Origin of the sequence: Pseudomonas sp. MB-090624, from assembly GCF_003205245.1 — a bacterium.
Lineage (GTDB): Bacteria > Pseudomonadota > Gammaproteobacteria > Pseudomonadales > Pseudomonadaceae > Aquipseudomonas > Aquipseudomonas juntendi.
In genome coordinates this window covers 63,055-81,076 of record NZ_QJRK01000004.1, presented here as the reverse complement: position 1 = coordinate 81,076, position 18,022 = coordinate 63,055, and the positions used below count along the sequence as shown (strand labels likewise).

General features: G+C 61.8%; 16 protein-coding genes and 1 pseudogene. 8 read left to right on the top strand and 9 right to left on the bottom strand.

Annotation, left to right across the window (positions count from 1 at the left end):
• Positions 1-2 precede the first annotated feature (2 nt).
• Together hexR and DMX12_RS03325 are read left to right on the top strand one after the other, a co-directional pair.
• The gene (gene hexR / locus DMX12_RS03330) at positions 3-869 is read left to right on the top strand and encodes a transcriptional regulator HexR (protein ID WP_009683527.1); all 867 of its coding nucleotides are present in this window, start codon (positions 3-5) and stop codon (positions 867-869) included.
• 195 nt (positions 870-1,064) lie between these two features.
• A complete protein-coding gene (locus DMX12_RS03325) occupies positions 1,065-1,283 on the top strand; it encodes a PA3496 family putative envelope integrity protein (RefSeq protein ID WP_110676219.1) in 219 nt (72 codons plus the stop codon).
• On the opposite strand, the gene DMX12_RS03320 is transcribed toward DMX12_RS03325, so the two are convergent.
• Positions 1,225-2,172, bottom strand: a complete 948-nt coding sequence (locus tag DMX12_RS03320) for a LysR family transcriptional regulator (RefSeq protein WP_161891643.1) — start codon at positions 2,170-2,172, stop codon at positions 1,225-1,227. The genes DMX12_RS03325 and DMX12_RS03320 overlap by 59 nt on opposite strands.
• 204 nt (positions 2,173-2,376) lie before the next feature.
• Here DMX12_RS03320 and DMX12_RS03315 point away from each other — a divergent pair, with 204 nt between their 5' ends.
• The 4 genes and pseudogenes from DMX12_RS03315 to DMX12_RS03300 all read left to right on the top strand — a co-directional run bounded on the left by DMX12_RS03315 (position 2,377) and on the right by DMX12_RS03300 (position 7,515).
• A complete protein-coding gene (locus tag DMX12_RS03315; RefSeq protein WP_009684483.1) occupies positions 2,377-3,792 on the top strand; it encodes an acetyl-CoA carboxylase biotin carboxylase subunit in 1,416 nt (471 codons plus the stop codon).
• 98 nt (positions 3,793-3,890) lie between these two features.
• Positions 3,891-5,699: a sodium-extruding oxaloacetate decarboxylase subunit alpha gene (gene oadA, locus DMX12_RS03310; RefSeq protein ID WP_029886450.1), complete on the top strand. Its 1,809-nt coding sequence runs from the start codon at positions 3,891-3,893 to the stop codon at positions 5,697-5,699.
• A 216-nt stretch (positions 5,700-5,915) separates the two neighbouring features.
• Positions 5,916-7,240: pseudogene (locus DMX12_RS03305) on the top strand (type II toxin-antitoxin system HipA family toxin).
• Entirely contained in the window at positions 7,237-7,515 is a 279-nt protein-coding gene (locus DMX12_RS03300) for a helix-turn-helix domain-containing protein (protein WP_009684487.1), read from the top strand. The pseudogene DMX12_RS03305 and the gene DMX12_RS03300 overlap by 4 nt, the downstream one beginning before the upstream one ends.
• Before the next feature lie 48 nt (positions 7,516-7,563).
• On the opposite strand, the gene DMX12_RS03295 is transcribed toward DMX12_RS03300, so the two are convergent.
• From DMX12_RS03295 to DMX12_RS03285, 3 genes are read right to left on the bottom strand one after another with little or no spacing between them, the layout of a single operon-like run.
• The gene (locus tag DMX12_RS03295) at positions 7,564-8,235 is read right to left on the bottom strand and encodes a GNAT family N-acetyltransferase (RefSeq protein WP_110676217.1); all 672 of its coding nucleotides are present in this window, start codon (positions 8,233-8,235) and stop codon (positions 7,564-7,566) included.
• Positions 8,236-8,240: 5 nt separating this feature from the next.
• On the bottom strand, positions 8,241-8,687 hold the full coding sequence (locus DMX12_RS03290; protein WP_110676215.1) for a GNAT family N-acetyltransferase: 447 nt from the start codon (positions 8,685-8,687) through the stop codon (positions 8,241-8,243).
• Positions 8,688-8,699: 12 nt separating this feature from the next.
• Complete coding sequence (locus tag DMX12_RS03285) at positions 8,700-9,329, bottom strand: FMN-binding negative transcriptional regulator (protein WP_110676213.1); 630 nt, start codon at positions 9,327-9,329, stop codon at positions 8,700-8,702.
• 90 nt (positions 9,330-9,419) lie between these two features.
• Here DMX12_RS03285 and DMX12_RS03280 point away from each other — a divergent pair, with 90 nt between their 5' ends.
• On the top strand, positions 9,420-10,952 hold the full coding sequence (locus DMX12_RS03280; protein ID WP_110676211.1) for a PLP-dependent aminotransferase family protein: 1,533 nt from the start codon (positions 9,420-9,422) through the stop codon (positions 10,950-10,952).
• A 122-nt stretch (positions 10,953-11,074) separates the two neighbouring features.
• Here DMX12_RS03280 and DMX12_RS03275 read toward each other — a convergent pair whose 3' ends face one another.
• The 4 genes from DMX12_RS03275 to aspA form a co-directional block, all read right to left on the bottom strand.
• Positions 11,075-12,178 carry a polyamine ABC transporter substrate-binding protein gene (locus DMX12_RS03275; RefSeq protein ID WP_110676209.1) on the bottom strand — a complete coding sequence of 368 codons (1,104 nt, stop codon included), beginning with the start codon at positions 12,176-12,178 and terminating at the stop codon, positions 11,075-11,077.
• Positions 12,178-13,221: a histone deacetylase family protein gene (locus DMX12_RS03270; RefSeq protein WP_110676206.1), complete on the bottom strand. Its 1,044-nt coding sequence runs from the start codon at positions 13,219-13,221 to the stop codon at positions 12,178-12,180. The genes DMX12_RS03275 and DMX12_RS03270 overlap by 1 nt, the downstream gene beginning before the upstream one ends.
• Positions 13,222-13,446: 225 nt before the next feature.
• Positions 13,447-14,439, bottom strand: a complete 993-nt coding sequence (locus DMX12_RS03260; protein WP_110676204.1) for an AraC family transcriptional regulator — start codon at positions 14,437-14,439, stop codon at positions 13,447-13,449.
• Between the two features lie 234 nt (positions 14,440-14,673).
• Complete coding sequence (gene aspA / locus DMX12_RS03255) at positions 14,674-16,098, bottom strand: aspartate ammonia-lyase (protein WP_029886441.1); 1,425 nt, start codon at positions 16,096-16,098, stop codon at positions 14,674-14,676.
• A 182-nt stretch (positions 16,099-16,280) separates the two neighbouring features.
• Here aspA and DMX12_RS03250 point away from each other — a divergent pair, with 182 nt between their 5' ends.
• Complete coding sequence (locus tag DMX12_RS03250) at positions 16,281-17,186, top strand: LysR substrate-binding domain-containing protein (RefSeq protein ID WP_161891645.1); 906 nt, start codon at positions 16,281-16,283, stop codon at positions 17,184-17,186.
• A gap of 6 nt (positions 17,187-17,192) precedes the next feature.
• Here the strand turns inward: DMX12_RS03250 and DMX12_RS03245 are convergent, their stop codons facing one another.
• Positions 17,193-17,810 carry a hypothetical protein gene (locus DMX12_RS03245; protein WP_110676202.1) on the bottom strand — a complete coding sequence of 206 codons (618 nt, stop codon included), beginning with the start codon at positions 17,808-17,810 and terminating at the stop codon, positions 17,193-17,195.
• Positions 17,811-18,022: the final 212 nt, after the last annotated feature.

The following is an 18,022-nucleotide window of genomic DNA, read 5'->3' as shown; positions in this document are numbered from 1 at the left end:
CCGTGAATCTGTTGCAACATATCGCCCAATCGCGCCACCTGCTGCGCAAATCGGAACTCAAAGTGGCCGACCACGTGCTGCTCGACCCGGCTGCCGTCATGCACAGCTCCATGGCCGACCTGGCGCACAGCGTAGGTATCAGCGAACCCACCATCGTGCGTTTCTGCAGGGCCATCGGTTGCACGGGCTTTCAGGACCTCAAGCTGAAGCTGGCGCAGAGCCTGGCCGCCGGGGCCAGCTTCGGCCAGTTCGCCATCCACGAAGACGACTCGGTCGCCGACTACAGCCTGAAAATCTTCGACACCACTCTGCACACCCTGATGGAGGTGCGCGAGCACCTCGACCCGCTGGCGCTGCAGCAGGCGGTGAGCGCCATGGCGCAGGCCCAGCGTGTGGAGTTCTACGGCTTTGGTGCCTCGGGGGCTGTAGCGGCAGATGCCCAGCACAAGTTCTTTCGCCTGCTGCTGAGCGCGGCGGCGTATTCCGACCCGCACATGCAGGCCATGTCGGCGGTGACCTTGAAGCCGGGCGATGTGGCCGTGTGTATCTCCCAGTCCGGCCGCTCCAAGGACCTGTTGATCACCGCCAACCTGGTACGTGAGAGCGGGGCCAACCTGATTACCCTGTGCCCCAGCCAGACACCGCTGGCCGAGTTGTCGACGGTCAACCTGGCGATCGACGTGCATGAAGACACCGAAATCTATACCCCGTTGACCTCGCGCATTGCCCACCTGGTGGTGATCGACGTACTGGCCATGGGTGTGGCCATGGCGCGTGGGCCGAGCCTGGTCAACCACCTGAAAAGCGTGAAACGCAGTTTGCGTAGCCTGCGTCTGTCGCCCAAGTCGATCAAGGCTACAGACGACTGAATTCAGTCTGTGCCGGCCCCTTCGCGGGCTTGCCCGCTCCCACAGGTACTGTGCACCTTTTGCAATTGGCGCAATGCCTGTGGGAGCGGCCGGCACCGGCAAAGCAGATTTCACTGTTTTGTCACCATTTCACCGCTAAACCGTAAACCTGCCAGGCCAGTCTGAAACTCCCGCATCCTATCTGGGAGACAGGCAATGGCTCGTGACTTCGACGGTACGTACCAACCCAGCGCCAAGGCTCGCAAGCAGCAGGAAAAGGATCAGCGCCGCATGGAATACCGGCGGGCGATCGAGAGCTATTGCGACCAGCGTCAATTACTCCGCGAGCTGGCGGACTACCCAGACCTGCAAGCGCTCACGGTGTGGCAGGTGTCTGCGGCAGCCTCCCCGAAAAGCGCTCAACAAGCCCGCTGATCAGCGCACGTTCGCCGCGGATGAACGCCAGAAACGCCAAGGCCACCGGCGACTGGCGCTTGGCCTTGGCCTGCACCACGCACCAGCTGCGGTACAGGGGCAGCTCTTCCACCGGCAGTTCGGTCAGCACGCCGGTGGCCAGTTCCAGGTTCACCGCGTGGCGGGTCAGCAACGCCACCCCGAGACCTGCGATCACGCATTCGCGTTGAGCATCGGCCGACGCCACTTCCAGGGTCTGGGTGAAATGCACACGCTTGTCCTTAAAGTACTCCTCGCACGCCTTGCGCGTCCCTGAGCCTTGCTCGCGGACCAGCAGGGTATGAGGTTCCAGATCCTGCAAGCGCAGCTGCTCCAGCTTGCACAGCGGATGCTGTGGCGGCGCCACGGCCACGATCGGGTTGTTGAGGAAGGGCAGAAACTCCAGGCCCATGTCCTGGGGCACCATGGACATGATGATCAGGTCATCGCGGTTGTCGGAAAGCCGCCGAATGGCCTGGGCACGGTTGACCACCGTCAAGGTCAGGTTGACCTCCGGGTGACGTTGCTTGAAGGCCGCGAACAAGTGCGGAACGAAGTACTTGGCACTGGACTCGACCGCCAGCTTCAACTGACCTTGCAATGAGCCCTGCATGTCCGACAGCTGCATGTCCAGGCTCTCCAGCCGGCCGAAGATATCCCGGCTGGCACGCTGCAGGGCCTCGGCTGCTTCGGTCAGGTAGAGCTTCTTGCCAACGTACTCGAACAGTGGCTGGCCTATCAGCTCTTCGAGCTGCCGGATCTGTAGACTAACGGCGGGTTGTGTGAGCGCCATTTCTTCCGCAGCGCGGCTGTACGAACGCAAATCACACACTTCGTTGAAGATCTGCAATTGTCGTAAAGTCATACGCATCAAGGACTTACGCATAGTTGTCGGCTCATCGGCAATACCTTGTTACCCAACTATAAGCTTTTGCTAATACAGCCCCTAACAAATATTGATTTTTGTTTATCAACCCATGGCGCTAGGGTGAATACGCGACTGGCCAGCAACGTCTGGTCACGCGCCGACCGGTAGAACCGGCTCGACTGTTCCTACGGCTTTGGGAAGACTCCAGTGATAAAAAAAATCCTGATCGCCAACCGAGGTGAAATCGCAGTTCGGATCGTGCGTGCTTGCGCCGAGATGGGCATTCGCTCGGTAGCGATCTATTCCGACGCCGACCGCCACGCCCTGCACGTCAAGCGTGCCGACGAGGCGCACAGCATTGGTGCCGAGCCGCTGGCCGGGTACCTGAACCCGCGCAAACTGGTGAACCTGGCGGTGGAAACCGGTTGCGATGCCCTGCACCCGGGCTATGGCTTCCTGTCGGAAAATGCCGAGCTGGCAGAGATTTGCGCCGAACGCGGGATCAAGTTCATTGGCCCGGCCGCCGACGTGATTCGCCGCATGGGCGACAAGACCGAAGCACGCCGTACCATGATCGCCGCCGGTGTGCCGGTAACCCCGGGCACCGAAGGTAACGTTGCCGATATCCACGAAGCCCTGAGCGAAGGTGACCGCATCGGTTACCCGGTCATGCTCAAGGCCACTTCGGGTGGCGGTGGCCGTGGTATCCGCCGTTGCAACAGCCGTGAAGAACTGGAGCAGAACTTCCCGCGGGTCATTTCCGAAGCAACCAAGGCATTTGGCTCGGCCGAAGTCTTCCTGGAAAAGTGCATCGTCAACCCCAAGCACATCGAGGCGCAGATTCTCGGTGACAGCTTCGGCAATGTGGTGCACCTGTTCGAGCGCGACTGCTCGATCCAGCGCCGCAACCAGAAGCTCATCGAAATCGCCCCAAGCCCACAGCTCACCCCTGAGCAGCGCGCCTATATCGGCGACCTGGCGGTGCGTGCAGCCAAGGCAGTGGACTACGAAAACGCCGGCACCGTGGAGTTCCTGCTCGCCGATGGCGAGGTGTACTTCATGGAAATGAACACCCGGGTGCAGGTGGAGCACACTATCACCGAGGAAATCACCGGCATCGACATCGTCCGTGAACAGATCCGCATTGCTTCAGGCTTGCCGTTGTCGGTGAAGCAGGAAGACATCCACCACCGCGGCTACGCGTTGCAGTTCCGTATCAACGCCGAAGACCCGAAGAACAACTTCCTGCCCAGCTTCGGCAAGATCACCCGGTACTACGCCCCTGGCGGCCCGGGCGTGCGCACCGACACGGCGATTTATACCGGCTACACCATTCCACCGTTCTACGACTCCATGTGCTTGAAACTGGTGGTCTGGGCGCTGACCTGGGAAGAAGCCATGGACCGCGGCCTGCGGGCCCTGGATGACATGCGTGTACAAGGGGTGAAGACCACCGCTGCGTACTACCAGGAAATTTTGCGTAACCCGGAATTCCGTAGCGGCCAGTTCAACACCAGCTTCGTCGAAAGCCACCCTGAACTGACCAACTACTCGATCAAGCGCAAACCCGAAGAGCTGGCCCTGGCCATCGCCGCTGCCATCGCCGCCCACGCAGGCCTATGAATGCAGCAGCAAGCTGTGAGCGGCAAGCTGCAAGTAGAAGCAGATCAGCTTTTTCTAGCAGCTTGTAGCTTCAAGCTTGCCGCTACGAGGAGATAACAATGTCCAAGAAAATTCACGTAACCGACACGATCCTGCGCGACGCCCACCAGTCCTTGCTGGCCACCCGCATGCGTACCGAAGACATGCTGCCGATCTGCGAAAAGCTCGACAAGGTCGGCTACTGGTCGCTGGAAGTGTGGGGCGGTGCCACCTTCGACGCCTGCGTACGCTTCCTCAAGGAAGACCCGTGGGAGCGCCTGCGCAAGCTGCGCGCCGCGCTGCCCAACACCCGCCTGCAAATGCTCCTGCGCGGCCAGAACCTGCTAGGCTACCGCCACTACAGCGACGACGTGGTCAGGGCCTTCGTGGCCAAGGCGGCAGTCAACGGCATCGATGTATTCCGCATTTTCGACGCCATGAACGATGTGCGTAACCTGCGCGTGGCCATCGAAGCGGTCAAGGCCGCTGGCAAGCACGCCCAGGGCACCATTGCCTACACCGTCAGCCCGGTGCACACCATCGAAGCCTTCGTGAACCAGGCCAAGCAGATGGAGGCCATGGGTTGCGACTCGATCGCGATCAAGGACATGGCCGGCTTGCTGACGCCGTTCGCCACCGGTGAACTGGTCAAGGCCCTGAAGGCCGAGCAGTCGCTGCCGGTGTTCATCCACTCCCACGACACGGCTGGCCTGGCTGCCATGTGCCAGCTCAAGGCAGTGGAAAACGGCGCCGATCACATCGACACCGCCATTTCCAGCTTCGCCTGGGGCACCAGCCACCCAGGTACCGAATCGATGGTCGCTGCGCTCAAGGGCAGTGAGTTCGACACCGGCCTGGACTTGGAACTGTTGCAGGAAATCGGCCTGTACTTCTACGCGGTGCGCAAGAAATACCACCAGTTCGAAAGCGAATTCACCGCGGTGGACACTCGCGTGCAGGTCAACCAGGTTCCCGGCGGGATGATTTCCAACCTGGCCAACCAGCTCAAGGAGCAGGGCGCCCTCAACCGCATGAACGAAGTGCTGGCCGAGATTCCGCGGGTCCGCGAAGACCTTGGCTTCCCGCCGCTGGTCACCCCGACCTCGCAGATTGTCGGTACCCAGGCGTTCTTCAACGTGCTGGCCGGCGAGCGTTACAAGACCATCACCAACGAGGTGAAGCTCTACCTGCAGGGCGGCTACGGCAAGGCCCCAGGCGTGGTCAACGAGCAGTTGCGCCGCCAGGCCATCGGCAGCGAAGAGGTGATCGACGTGCGCCCGGCCGATCTGCTCAAGCCGGAGATGACCAAGCTGCGTGGCGATATCGGTGCCTTGGCCCGGTGCGAAGAAGACGTGCTGACCTTCGCCATGTTCCCGGATATCGGGCGCAAATTCCTCGAAGAGCGCGAAGCCGGCACCCTGACCCCGGAAGCCCTGCTGCCGATTCCGGAAGCCGGTGTGGCTGCCGCCCCAAGCGGTGAAGGCGTACCGACCGAGTTCGTCATCGATGTGCACGGTGAAACCTACCGCGTCGACATCACCGGTGTGGGTGTGAAGGCCGAAGGCAAACGCCACTTCTACCTGTCGATCGATGGCATGCCGGAAGAGGTGGTGTTCGAGCCGCTCAACGAGTTCGTCGGCGGCGGCAGCAGCAAGCGCAAGCAGGCCAGTGCCCCAGGCCACGTCAGCACCACCATGCCCGGCAACATCGTCGATGTGCTGGTCAAGGAAGGTGACATGGTCAAGGCCGGCCAGGCGGTGCTGATCACCGAGGCCATGAAGATGGAGACCGAAGTGCAGGCGGCCATCGCCGGCAAGGTCGTGGCCATCCACGTGGCCAAGGGCGATCGCGTTACACCGGGCGAGATCCTGATCGAGATCGAGGGCTGATACAGGCCCTCATCTACAAGCGGTTTACCTCTGGGGAGCGGATGCTCCCCTTTTTTTTTGAGGTTGAATATGCATTTTAATGCAGGAATAGCGTGAATCTTGGTCCATATCTGCATTAAATTGCAGAATTTACACTGAAACATCAGGGAATCTGCACTATGATGCAGATTCATCGACCGAGTCGGTTGTCCGCATGCGGTAAATTGCAGGTGAACCATGTACAGACTCACGCTTCAACTCCATGATCAGGCGCAGTGGCATGATGCTGTTGCCATCGCCTTTGTCGAGCCTGAAAAGGGCCTCTCCAGCCCCTGCGAGTTCGGCTATACCTCCGAGTACGTCAAAACCCATCTGGAGGCATACGACAGCCTGTTCTGCCAGGCGGCAAGCGCGAGGCTGCCGGTGGATTTTAATTCTCATCGTCTGCAGCATGCTCCCGCGTTCCTTTACGACATCGCGCCCGCCGGTGCCGCCAAGCGCTTCCTGCTCCGGCATATCGGCCGTGAGAAACCAGAAGGCATGGGGGATGACCTGTTTCTCCTGGGGCGGTCCACTCCGGCGCCAATCGGCAACCGGCGCATCAAGGAGTCGGCTGAGCTACTGGATTATGCCGACCCCATCGGGTTTGCCCGTCAGGATGTGATCACCCGCGATCAACGGTTTCTCGAATACGCCTATGAGCGAGGTGCGGCCATCGGTGGCGCGATAGGCGCGGTGGGGAGGCGCCAAAGCTGTTGATGACCGAGGCAGAAAATGGCCTGTTGTATCCCGACGCGGTGCTGGCGGATGAACGTGCCCGGCGTCACTGGTTCATCAAGTTCGCCAGGAACCAGGCACTGGCTGATGATCAGCAGATACTGCGGGCCGAGTATCTCTACTACAAGGCGTTGCAGCAGCTTGGCATCGAAACGGTGGCCACTGAATACATGGCGCTGGAAGAAGGCTCCAAGCCCAGCCTGTGGCTGGAACGCTTCGACCGGCAGGTTTGCGCGCAGGGTGTGCAACGCTTTGCCGTGGAGTCGATGTACTCCCTGTGTGGCGTGACCGAGCCTGGCAGCCGAATGGGGCACCTGGAGGCGATTGAGGCGCTTGCCGTGTTGTGGAAACTGGCCGGGCAGGGGAGGCAGCTGCCTGACCTGGTTGCCGATTATCTGCGGCGCGACCTGATCAACAAGATCCTTGGTAATGCCGATAACCACGGGCGTAACACTGCGATCATCCGTACCCGTGACACCGTGCGCCTCGCACCGATCTACGACCTTGCACCGATGGTGATGGATCAGGAAGGGATAACGCGAACGACGAAGTGGCCAGCCTCGATAGAGCGGGCTGGCGATATCGACTGGCAGGCTGCCTGTACTGCACTGGCCGAATTCGTCGACCCGGGCGAAGCTTTTGAGCGTCTGCGGCGGGATGCCCGGCACCTGTTGGCATTGCCGGATATCTTGTCCGCCCTGGGGCTGCCTGATGCAGTGATGAATCACCCGGCAATTGCGCTGGGCAGGCTTGAGCGCCGGATGGTTGAATGGGGGTTGGCATGACGGTATCCATCGATGCCCGTGGGCTGCTGATCGACGGAGTACGCGAAGGTATCGCCAACGGCAGTCTTGAGCTGGGTGCTGCCGTGCGGCGGCTGCGTGTGGAGGTGGCGAAGATGCAGCAGACTCAGTTTGCACGCATGTGCAAGATTTCCGTGCGTACGCTGATCCAGATCGAGCAGGGCGGTGGTAACCCCACGCTGAACTCGTTGAACGCCGTGTTCAAGCCATTTGGCTTGCAGATGGGAGTCGTCAGGCGCGCGAGTCTGATCAGGTAAGCCACTGCACCGATCATAGGCCCGTGAGCCCGTGACCGGTGGTGCAGGTCAGTTCCTGCGGCAGGCTTCAAGCGTTCGTGCCTGCCCTTGCGGGCGCTGGTTCTCGGCACTCAACCACCGCTCGAAGCCAGCCGCCACCTGCGGCCACTCATCATCGGTAATCGAGTACCACGCCGTATCGCGGTTGTGGTCCTTCACCACCAGGTGCTTGCGGAACACCCCTTCGAAGACGAACCCGAACCGCTGCGCTGCACGCTTGGAGCGGGCATTGGCGTTATTGCACTTCCATTCCAGGCGGCGGTTCCCGAGATCGAAGCTCAGCTTGGCCAGCAGGTAGACGGCCTCGGTACTCCTGGGTGTGCGCTGCATGGGCGCGCCGAAGGCGATGTGGCCGATCTCGATGCGGCCATGGTCGGGCACGATCGACATCAGGCTGAGGATGCCCTGAGCCTTGCCGCTGGCGCGGTCGATCACGGTGAAATACAGCGGGTCGTTGCCGGCGGCGTTACCTTGCAGCCAGCGGTCGAAGGCAGCGCGTTCGGTAAACGGGCCGTAGGGCAGGTAGTCCCACAGTACCGGGTCGGCGCCCGGGCCTTGCAGGGCCACCCAGAGGTCGTCGCCGTGGCGCACCGGGTCGAGTTTTTCCAGGCGGATGAAGCGCCCGTCGATGGGCTCGGCCTTGGGTGATGCGGCGGGTTTCCAGTGCAGTGCGTCAGTCATGTGGCCTACAACCCTTTGCGGAATTGGATGAAGCCCGGGCGCTCGGCAACCTGCTCGTACAGGCTGATGGCGGTGGCGTTGGTTTCGTGGGTCAGCCAGTGCACCTTGCTGCAGTTGTCGGCCTTGGCTGCAGCATAGACATGTTCGATCAACTGGCGGCCGATGCCCAGGCCCCGCTGTGCGCTGTGCACGTAAAGGTCCTGCAGGTAGCAGGCATTTTCGATGCTCCAGTTGGAGCGGTGGTAGATGAAGTTGACCATGCCCACGGCCGTGCCATCTACCCAGGCCAGGGCCGAATGGGTCGGCTCGTTGGGGTCGAGCAGGCGCTGCCAGGTACTGAGGCTGACGTCATCGGCCAGCTCGGTTTCGTAGAAGTGCAGGTAGGCCTGCCACAAGGCATGCCAGGCGGCGTGATCTTGAGCGGTGACAGGGCGCAGGGTAACGCTGGGCATTGGGCTACTCCTTCACAGAAGGCGCATGTGCGCGGCAAGTTGATTGTCCAGGTGATCGGGGCTGGCGCTCAGGCTTTCGCGCACGCCGGCAATGTCCTGCTCAGCGCGGTTCTGGCTCAGCTTGCGCGCGCCTTGCAACCGCTGGATCGGCAGGCGAATGCCAACAATGGCGCGGAGCATGCCGTCGATGTAGTCGGCGGGCGCATCGCTCACCTGCCACGGCTCACTGCGGCCGTGCTCATGGCGGTCGGTGAGCCGGCTGACAATCGCCAGCAATGGCTCGGCGTCGTGGATCACGTCGGGTACCCCATAGGCGTGCACGGCCAGGTAATTCCAGGTTGGCACCACCTTGGGGTTATCGGCCTTGCTTGGGTAGTAACCGGGGCTGACATAGGCATCGGCCCCGGGAAACACCAGCAGCGCTTCGGTCCCCTGCGCCAAGTCCTGCCACTGGCGGTTGGCCCTGGCCAAGTGGGCGTACACGGTGCCGAACTCGCCTTCTGCGGGGTCGAGCAGCACCGGCAAGTGGGTGGCCAGCAGGCCCTGCTCGCCATGGCTGACCAGCACGGCCAGACGCGTGTCGAGCATGTGCCGCTGCAGCCGGGCGAGGTCGTGTTCCTGGTGAGGCTTACTGTTGTACATGGCCTGAGTCCTTGTCGAATGGTCCCATCCTAGGCAGGCTAATGGTTCTGGGTAAGAGCCATTACTGCCTGTTTTCATAGGTCCAATGCCATGCACGAAAAGCCCCTCATCCTGCCTTTCGACCCGGCCGGGATTTCGCTCGATCGGCGCCGCGGGTTGAGCCAGCAGCTTTACCAGGCGCTACGCGAGCGGGTGCTGGACGGGCGGCTGTGCAGCGGCACACGGCTGCCTGCCACCCGCGACCTGGCAGCCGTGCTGGGGCTGTCGCGCAACAGCGTGGTGCGCGCGTATGACCAGTTGTACGCGGAGGGCTATATCGAAAGCCGAGTCGGTGACGGCACCTACGTAACCCGGCTGCCGAAACTATCCACACAACTGTCCACAGGGTTATACCGGGGGTTATCAACAGGTTTATCCACATTTGGCCAGGAAAATACTGAGGATTTATCCAGCCAGCGCAGCTGGAGCGAGCCTTTGAAGCGTCTGAAAAATCACCATCTGCCGCCCCCCAAACAGGGCGCGCCGCGGGCTTTTCGTTTGGGGATACCTGCCTTCGATCTGTTCCCCTTCGACGTTTGGGCCAGGCTGCAAGCGGGTTTCTGGCGTAACGCTGCGCCTGCACAGCTGGGTTATGGCGACCCGGCGGGTGAACCGGCACTGCGCGAGCTGATCGCGGCCTACTTGCGCCGCTCGCGGGGGCTGACCTGTACCGCTGAGCAAATAGTGATCACCAGTGGCGCGCAGCAGGCCATAAGCCTTTGTGCACAGTTGCTGTTGCAGCCCGGCGACCGGGTGGCTGTGGAAAACCCGGGCTACCGTGCGGCGGCGCACGCTTTTTCAGTGGCGGGTGCTGAGGTCGCCGGCGTGCCGGTGGATGAAGAGGGTATGGATTGCGCACGGTTGGGCCAGTTGCCGGGTTGCCGGTTGGCCTATGTCACGCCCGCCCATCAGTACCCGACCGGGGTAACCATGAGCCTGGCCCGGCGCCTGGCGTTGCTGGGCTGGGCAGAACGCAGCGATGGTTGGATCATCGAGGACGACTACGATGGCGAGTACCGTTACAGCGGCGCGCCCCTGGCCCCGCTGGCTGCACTCGACCGGGCCGGCCGTGTGTTGTACGTGGGCACCTTCGGCAAGATCGCCTTCCCGGCGCTGCGCTTGGGTTACCTGGTATTGCCGGCGCAGTTGGCACAGGCCTTCAGCCAGGGTAAGGCGTTGGCAGTACGGCATTCGGAGGTCAGCAGCCAGTGTGTGATGGCCGAGTTCATGGCCCGTGGGCATTTCCAGCGGCATATTCGCCGCATGCGCAAAGCGGCGTTGAGCCGGCGCAATGTGCTCAAGGCCGGCTGGCCTGTGGATATTGCCGGGCTGGGCAGCATGCCCGAAGTGGCTGCTGGGCTGCATGTGAAGGTGTCTGTGGATAACTTTGCGCGTGAACAGGCGTTGGTGGCCAAGGCAGAGGCGGTTGGCGTTGAAGTGGCAGCATTGAGCAATTTCTGGCTGGCCGACAGCGAAGTGCCTGTGGATAAGCGGGCTGGCCTGGTGCTGGGGTTTGCCGCGGTTCCGGAGGGTGAGATTGCCGCGGCATTGATGAAATTGCGCAAGGCGTGGCGCAAGGGTTGAGGCTGCCTGCCTCTTCGCGGGTAAACCCGCCCCCACAGTTATGGCCAGGTGGTTTCAGGTGCGGCGCATATCCTGTAGGAGCGGGTTCACCCGCGAAGGGCGGCAAGGCAGCCCAAATTGCGTCAGGTCCCCGACTTGATCCGCGTCCAGGCCCGGGTTCGCGCCCGCTCGGCATCGCGCTGCAACGGCTTGAGCGTGTAAAGCTTGGCCATCGCCTCCGCCGTCGGGTACAGGTTGGGGTTGTTGCGAATCGCAGGGCTCACCTTGTCGGTGGCATCCTTGTTGGGGTTCGGGTAGCCGACAAAATCGCTGATCGGCGCAATCACCTCCGGCCGCAGCAGGTAGTTGATGAATGCATGGGCGTCTGCCGGGTTGGCGGCATTCTTCGGAATCGCCAGCATGTCGAACCAGATCGGCGCGCCTTCCTTGGGCAGGCGCATGTCGACCGTCACACCATTTTTCGCTTCGCGGGCGCGGTTGGCAGCCTGCGAGAAGCTGCCGCTGTAACCCACCGCCACGCAGATATCCCCATTGGCCATGTCAGCCATGTACTTCGAGGAGTGGAAGTAGGTGATGTACGGGCGAATCTTCAGCATCAGCGCTTCGGCCTTCTTGTAGTCGGCCGGCTTGTCGCTGTTCGGTGGCAGGCCGAGGTACTGCAGGGCCAGCGGCAGGATCTCCGACGGCGAGTCGAGCAGCGCTACCCCGCACTGCTTGAGCTTGGCGATGTTCTCTTCCTTGAAGATCAGGTCCCAGCTGTCCACCGGGGCGTTGTCGCCGAGTGCGGCCTTGACCTTGGCCGGGTTGAAGCCGATCAGCACGGTGCCATACATGTAGGGCACGGCAAACTTGTTGCCTGGGTCGTTGGCCTCGATCAGCTTCATCAGCGCAGGGTCCAGGTGTTGCCAGTTCGACAGCTTGCTGCGATCCAGCGGCTGGAACACCCCGGCCTCGATCTGCTTGGCGAGGAATACGTTGGACGGCACCACCACGTCATAGCCGGAGTTGCCGGTGAGCAACTTGGCCTCCAGCGCTTCGTTGGTGTCGAAGATGTCGTAGATCAGTTTGACGCCGCTGTCCTTCTGGAAATCGGTCAAGGTCTGCGGGGTGATGTAGTCGAACCAGTTATACACACGCAGGGTGCGCTGCTCGGCGTGCGCCTGCAGGGCACCGGTGAACAGGGTGGCAGCGATGAACGGGGCGAGCAGACGCTTGAGTCGGACCATTACCGGGCTCCTGGCTGGGCGCGCTGGAAACCTTCCAGCACATTGACTGCGTTGGTACCAATTTCTTCCACAGCGTAGCCGCCTTCCATCACGAACAGGGTCGGCTTGCCAAGCTGGCCGATACGCTTGCCCATTTCCAGGTAGTCGGGGCTGTCCAGCTTGAATTGCGAGATCGGGTCATCCTTGAAGGTGTCCACACCCAGGGAGACCACCAGTACGTCGGCGTCATAGCTGGCGATGCGCTGGCAAGCCTCTTCCAGGGCAGCGCTCCAGGCAGACCAGTCGCTGCCGGCGGGCAGCGGATAGTTGATATTGCAGCCCTCGCCGGCGCCTTCGCCGGTTTCGTCGGCATAGCCGAGAAAGAACGGGAATTCGTCCTGCGGGTCGCCGTGGATCGAAGCGAAGAACACATCGTTGCGGCGGTAGAAGATGTCCTGGGTGCCATTGCCGTGGTGGTAGTCGACATCGAGGATGGCAACCTTGCGCCGACCCTGGTCGAGGAATGCCTGGGCGGCGATGGCGGCGTTGTTCAGGTAGCAGTAGCCACCCATCACTTCGCCGGCGGCGTGGTGCCCTGGTGGGCGGCACAGGGCAAAGGCGCTGTGCGCGCCTTGCTGGATCGCTGCCTGAGCGGTGAGGGCAACCTGGGCGGCACTGTAGGCCGCCTGCCAGGTGCCGGCGGTGATCGGCGCACCGGCATCGAAGCTGTAATAGCCCAACTCGCCGTGCAGGCCGGTGGGTTTTACCTGGCGCAAGGTGCGTGCAGGCCAGGTGAACGGCAGCAGGTCGCCTTCCTGGCCCAGCGCCGCCCAGCGCGCCCAGGCGCCTTCGAAAAAGTCCAGGTAGTCGGCGCTGTGGATGCGCAGCAAGGGCGCGCGGCCGAAGTCGGTAGGGCCCTGGATGTCACCGAGGTTGCGTTTTTTGACCTGGTCGAGCACATGGTCAGCGCGCGAGGGCATTTCGAAACACGGCATCAGCTTGCCGTCAATCAGCTCGCAGCGGCCATGGTGCAGGCGGTGATCATCGGAATAGATCGTCAGCATTGTTGTTCTCCGGTGGGGACTGGCGTGGGGCCATTTTCAGCGGTGGGCCAGTGGCGGAGAACGACGCAACTGGCCAAAAGGGGATCGATGTGGCCAAGCTCTATGGCCGGTTTTTCCTGTGCTGGCTTCTTCGCGGGCTCGCCCGCTCCCACAGGTATCCCACAGTACTCGGAACTTGTGCAGTTCCTGTGGGAGCGGGCGAGCCCGCGAAGAAGCCAGCACAGGTCAACCGCGGAAATGGCTGGGCGCTACACCACTCCAACGCTGAAAGGCATGCCGGAAACTGGCCGTTTCGCTGAACCCCAGGGTTTCGGCAATGCGGTAGATTGGCATCTGCTCATCGGCCAGCAACTGCTTGGCCCGCTCGAACCGCAGTTCGTCCAGCAACTGCTGGTAACTGCTACCCAGCGCCTGCAAATGCCGGCGCAGCGTGCGCGACGAGCAGTTCATCTGCCGTGCCAGCCCGTCCAGCCCTGGCGCGGCGTCCAGTTGTTGCGTGAGCAACTGGCGAATCCGCCCCAGCCAGGCCTGGCGACCCGTGAATTCGAGGTTCAGGCGCCGGCAGCGTTCGCTCATGGCTTTGTGGGTAATCGGGTCAGCCAACGGCAGCGGCGTATCCAGCCAGCGCCGCTCGAACGCAAAGGCATTGTCTTGCGCCGCAAACGCCACTGGGCACTGGAACGCACCGGCATAGCGTGCATGGTAGTCAGGCCGAGGGTGCTCGAAGCGTGCCCCCAGCAGCGGCAATGGGCGGCCAAGCAGGTCGTCACAGATGACTTTCAGCGAAACCAGGCAGAACTCGGCATTGAAAGCGCTCAATGCCGGGTTGTCGTGGTACTCGCTGGCGCTGAACCAGACGCGTTGGCCATCGTCGCGCAAGCGCAGCGAGAAGACTGTTCCCAGCAGTGCCGGATACTGCAGCGCCAGGCGCAGGGCGTCACCCAAAGTGGCACTGGAGAGCAGGGCGTAACCGAGCATGCCATAGCACGACACATGCATGCGCTGGCCCAGCTCCAGGCCGATGTCTTCGCGCCGGGCCACGGCGTTGGCACACACTTGCAGTTCCTGCTGTGTGGTGATGCGCGCGTCGGCGTGCCCCAGGTCTGCCGGGCCAATGCCGCTACCGGCGAGCAGCGCCGAAGCCTCAGCACCGTCTGCCTGGAAGACGTTGAGTATCAGCGAAACCGCGTTGAGGGTGGTCAGGTGGCTGTGCAGCATGCTGGGTAATCCCGTGGGCCTGGAACACATTATGGAGCAAGTTGTGTGCCGATATTCAAAGGCCGCAGTGCAGCCCCTTTGCGGCGCCAGGCCGCTCCCACGTCTACCGGTGTAGGCAGGGCACGCGCCCGCGCAAGCCAGCAGGCAAAAAAAAGCCCGGTGCATAAGCCCGGGCTTGGAAAGGTTGAGAGGTGTCTAGTCCCTTAACCTGGTGAGACAGTGTGCAGCAGCCGGTTACGCCTTCAGCGGAACCAGGCGTGGCGCGATCATGTTTTCCGGACGCAGGATGTCGTTGAGCATTGCTTCGTCCAGCAGCTTCTCTTCACGCACCAGTTCCAGCACGCCGCGGCCGGTTTCCAGGGCAACGCGGGCGATACGGGTGGCGTTTTCGTAGCCGATGTATGGGTTCAGGGCGGTGACCAGGCCGATCGAGTGTTCGACCAGCTCACGGCAGCGCTGTTCGTTGGCGGTGATACCAACGATGCAGTGCTCGCGCAGCATGTCCATGGCGCGTTGCAGCAGGCGGATCGAGTCGAAGATCTTGTAGGCGATCAGCGGCTCCATGACGTTCAGCTGCAGCTGGCCACCTTCGGCAGCAACGGTCAGGGCCAGGTCGTTGCCCATGATGGCGAAGGCGACTTGGTTGACGGCTTCCGGGATAACCGGGTTGACCTTGCCTGGCATGATCGAACTGCCTGGCTGACGCGCTGGCAGGTTGATTTCGTTGATGCCGGTGCGTGGGCCGCTGGACAGCAGGCGCAGGTCGTTGCAGATCTTCGACAGCTTGACCGCGGTGCGCTTGAGCATGCCGGAGAACAGCACGAAGGCACCCATGTCGGAGGTGGCTTCGATCAGGTCGGCAGCCGGTACCAGCGGCTGGCCGCTGATGATTGCCAGGCGTTGTACGGCCAGGGCCTGGTAGCCAGGGTCGGCGTTGATGCCGGTGCCGATGGCGGTACCGCCCAAGTTGATTTCGGTCAGCAGCTCCGGCGCTAGCGAGCGCAGGCGCTGCAGGTCTTCGGTCATGGTGGTGGCGAAGGCACGGAATTCCTGGCCCAGGGTCATCGGCACGGCGTCCTGCAGCTGGGTGCGGCCCATCTTCAGTACGTGGTCGAATTCCTTGCCTTTGGCGGCGAATGCCTGGATCAGGCTTTCGAGGCTGGCCAGCAGGGCGTCGTGACCCAGCAGCAGGCCCAGGCGAATGGCCGTCGGGTAGGCGTCGTTGGTCGACTGCGCCATGTTCACATCGTTGTTCGGGTGCAGGTACTGGTACTCACCCTTCTGGTGGCCCATGGCCTCCAGCGCGATGTTGGCGATGACTTCGTTCGCGTTCATGTTGGTGGACGTACCGGCGCCACCCTGGATCATGTCGACCACGAACTGCTCGTGGTAGTCGCCCTTGATCAGGCGGCCGCAGGCGGCGCTGATGGCAGCATGCTTGGCATCGCTCAGGTGCCCCAGCTCACGGTTGGCGTCGGCAGCAGCCTGCTTGACCATCGCCAGGCCCACTACCAGTTTCGGGTAGTGCGACAGCGGAACACCGGAGAGGTGGAAGTTGTTGGCAGCGCGCAGGGTCTGGATGCCGTAGTAAGCATCGGCAGGTACTTCCAGGGTGCCCAACAGATCTTTTTCGACGCGGAACGATGCAGCAGCGGACATGATGTATATCATCTCGATGTTGACCCGGCACATGCCGGAATGGCGCCAATCCTAGGCCTTAAGGGGATTTTGCGGCCAATGCTGTTGCACGCTAACCTATGCACAAACGGCATAGTGATTCATGTGACGCCAATCGAAATTCGAGCGTGTTCCATTTTGGTGCACGACGGGAGATGTGCTTCGTGAACCTTGAAAGCAAATGGCTGGAAGATTTCAGTGCGCTGGCCGCCACCCGCAGTTTTTCCCAGGCGGCAGAGCGGCGCTTCGTCACCCAACCGGCCTTCAGCCGGCGTATCCGCAGCCTTGAGGCAGCGTTGGGCCTGCAACTGGTCAACCGTTCCCGCACGCCGATAGAGCTGACCGAGGCCGGGCAGCTGTTTCTGGTTACGGCGCGCACGGTTGTCGACCAGTTGGGCGAAATTCTCCGCCATTTGCATCACCTTGAGGGTGGCCAGGGGGAGGTGATTCAGGTGGCTGCAGCGCACTCGTTGGCGTCGGGCTTTTTCCCGCGTTGGGTAGCGCAGCTGCGTAATGACGGCCTGAACATCGCCACCCGCCTGGTTGCGACTAACGTGGGGGATGCCGTGCATGCACTGCGCGAGGGCGGTTGCGACCTGATGCTGGCGTTCTACGACCCAGACGCCGCCTTGCAGATGGATGCCGAGATTTTCCCGTCCCTGCACATGGGCAATACCGAAATGGTGCCGGTATGCGCGGTGGGCGCCGACGGCAGGCCCATGTTCGACCTGGAAGGTGAAAGTAGCGTGCCACTGCTGGCCTATACCGCCGGGGCCTTCCTCGGGCGATCGGTCAACCTGCTCTTGCGCCAGCGCAATGTGCGTTATACCACCGTTTATGAAACCGCCATGGCAGACAGCCTGAAGAGCATGGCGCTGGAAGGCATGGGCATTGCCTGGGTGCCCCGGCTTTCGATGCGAGGCGAGTTGGAACGTGGTGAATTGGCGATCTGCGGAGGCAGCCAGTGGCATGTACCACTGGAAATCCGCCTGTACCGCTGCGCGTTAGTGCGCAAGGCCAATGTGCGGCTACTTTGGCGCAAGCTGGAAAATACGCCTGCGCCGGAGTGAGCCTCTTCAGTTACGAAGCGCGTGATCAAGGTGATTGGCGATGGCCGCTCTGTTCTGGTCGCTGTAGCGGTAGCAATTGGCCCGAAGCGAGAAGCGGTCCGGATAGACGAAGGTCTCGCATGGCCATGGGTTGTAGCGTAACTCTGCTGCCTCGTGAGTGGCGTTCATCAAGTGACCCAGTTCATGCCCCAGGGTGCCATAGCTGGTCATTGAGGCGATCGCGTGGGCATAGCCCAATTTGGCCAGGCCAAGGTGTTCTGCGCCTTCGCTGTTGAGGCCGAAACTATCGCGCGTCAGCAAAATCGATTTCTGCCACCTGAACTGTGGATGCGCTGCAGCGCTGAAGACCCTGTGGGTATCTTCTGGAGGCATCTGGCGATAAGGAATATCGGTAATGCCTGCAACATCACGCTTGAAGATGACCTCAATTGAGTGATTGCTGATTCTGCGCATTTCTTCCAGCCACGGCTGCACGTAGTCTTTATCGATCTGTTTGTCGCTCACATCGGCTAGTTCATCGTGCGGATAGATAGTAACCACCAAGGTTCTCGCAGCCCATGTGGGGGAGGCCTGAAGGGCCATCGTCATGCAAAACAGCAGTGAGGTGAAAAATGGTCTGGCCATCTTTTTCTCCAAGAAGTTTGAACAGGGGTGTTCAATCCTCTTGCAACTGTCGTTACGCATCGCAGCCGGAAAAAGTTGTCCCGCGAGACAGCTTGCCCTTTTATCTGTCATGTGCTTGCAGGGGTGGGCGGCCCGCCTGCAAGTACGCTACAATCCCGCGCCTTCGGCCACCGGGCCGATTAGAATCCGTATGACAAGCCACGCCGGCCTAC